This window comes from Rhodococcus sp. P14 (genome assembly GCF_000256505.1).
In the GTDB taxonomy this organism is placed as follows: Bacteria; Actinomycetota; Actinomycetes; order Mycobacteriales; family Mycobacteriaceae; genus Rhodococcus; species Rhodococcus ruber.
Window position 1 is genome coordinate 1 of sequence record NZ_AJFC01000301.1, and the last position, 1,642, is coordinate 1,642.

At 67.6% G+C, this 1,642-nt stretch carries 2 protein-coding genes; both read left to right on the forward strand.

Features of this window, described 5'->3' with window-relative positions:
- Positions 1–417: 417 nt before the first annotated feature.
- Complete coding sequence (locus OEY_RS0121125; RefSeq protein WP_010595767.1) at positions 418–981, forward strand: flavin reductase family protein; 564 nt, start codon at positions 418–420, stop codon at positions 979–981.
- Between the two features lie 47 nt (positions 982–1,028).
- A partial coding sequence (locus tag OEY_RS0121130; protein ID WP_010595768.1) for a 4-hydroxyphenylacetate 3-hydroxylase N-terminal domain-containing protein occupies positions 1,029–1,642 on the forward strand: 614 nt, incomplete at its 3' end.

Genomic DNA, 1,642 nt, shown 5'->3' on the forward strand with positions numbered 1-1,642 from the left:
GCGGGAGCCGCAGCGGACCGAGCTGCAGCGACCGCACGTTGACATGGGGTTCCGAACCTCGTGCGAGCGGGGTCAGGGTGTGCGGGAAATACGCGTCGGACACCACATGCTCGGCCTCGTCCCAGTCGACCGGCTCCGGCGTCGACACCACGTGTGCACCTCCCGTGTGCATTCTCGGGACCTTCGGCCCTGCATCCTCGGGGCATTTCAGCCCGTGTCGTCCGAGGGCTTTCAGCCCGTGTCCGCGAACACTACTACCCAGTGTGATGAGCAACACGTCCCCGGGCAAACAGCGTCGTTCGTCATGACGACCGCGTCGAACGGATAGCGACCGCGCTCAGCGGATCGCGAAGGCCGTCCGACCGCTCCTATGGTCTACATCACATCACGACGGAACGACCGGCAAGGAGCGCCGAAATGGATCAGCGTCGGCTCCGAAACATCTTCGGACAGTTCGCAAGTGGCGTCACCGTGATCACCTGCGCCAACCACGAGGGCACCCCGCACGGCGCAACGGTCACCGCGTTCACCGCGGTCTCCCTCGAGCCCCGCCTGTGCCAGGTCACCCTGACCCGGACGTCCAAGGCGTGCGCCTTCCTCTCCGGCGCGCCGTTCGCGGTGAACATCCTCGCCGCCGACCAGGTCGACACCGCCCTGCACTTCGCCGGCCGGCCGCAGACCCCCGGCCCGGTGTTCGAGGACGGCCCCACCGCACCGGTGCTCACCGGAGCAGCGGCAACCCTGTCCTGCGTTCCGTGGCGCGAGTACGACGGCGGCGACCACGTCATCTACATCGGCGAGATCGTCGACGCGCAGTGCCGCGACACCGAGCCGCTGCTGTTCTACCGCAGCACCTTCCACGAACTCGGCGCACCGAGCGCCTCCGCGGCGTGGAACGGGTCGATGGACGACCCGCACAGCGGCTGGTTCGACGCCCGGACCCGGTTCACCCCGCTGCACGTCGACACCGCCGTCCGCTGACCCCGCATCTTCCATCCCAGTCACGTCCCATTCGCAAGGAGACAGCCATGACCACCCTCGAGTCCCGTCCCGACGAGAACGCGATCGACCGTTCCGAGGTCAACGTCGCCGCCGACGCCCCGGCGAACCGGCAGCAGAACTTCGCCACGCGACCGATGACCGGCGACGAGTACATCGAGTCGATCAAGGACGGCCGCGAGATCTGGCTGCACGGCGAGCGCGTCAAGGACTTCACCAACCACCCGGCGTTCCGCAACTCCATCCGCATGACCGCCCGGCTGTACGACGCGCTGCACACCGGTGAGCACGTCGGCACCCTCACCTGCCCCACCGACACCGGCAACGGCGGGGTGACCATGCCGTTCTTCCGCACCCCGAAGACCTCCGACGACCTGCTGAAAGAGCGCGACGCCATCGCCACCTGGGCGCGGATGACCTACGGCTGGATGGGCCGGTCCCCCGACTACAAGGCCTCCTTCCTCGGCACGCTCAACGCCAACAGCGAGCTCTACGCCCCGTTCCAGGACAACGCCGAGCGCTGGTACCGCGAATCGCAGGAGAAGGTCCTGTACTGGAACCACGCCATCATCAACCCCCCGGTGGACCGTCAGCTCCCGCCCGACCAGGTCGGGGACGTGTTCATGAAGGTCGAGAAGGAGAC

Coding starts and splice junctions, on each gene's coding strand:
- OEY_RS0121125 (WP_010595767.1), top strand. CDS start 418: ATGGATCAGCGTCGGCTCCGAAACATCTTCGGACAGTTCGCAAGTGGC.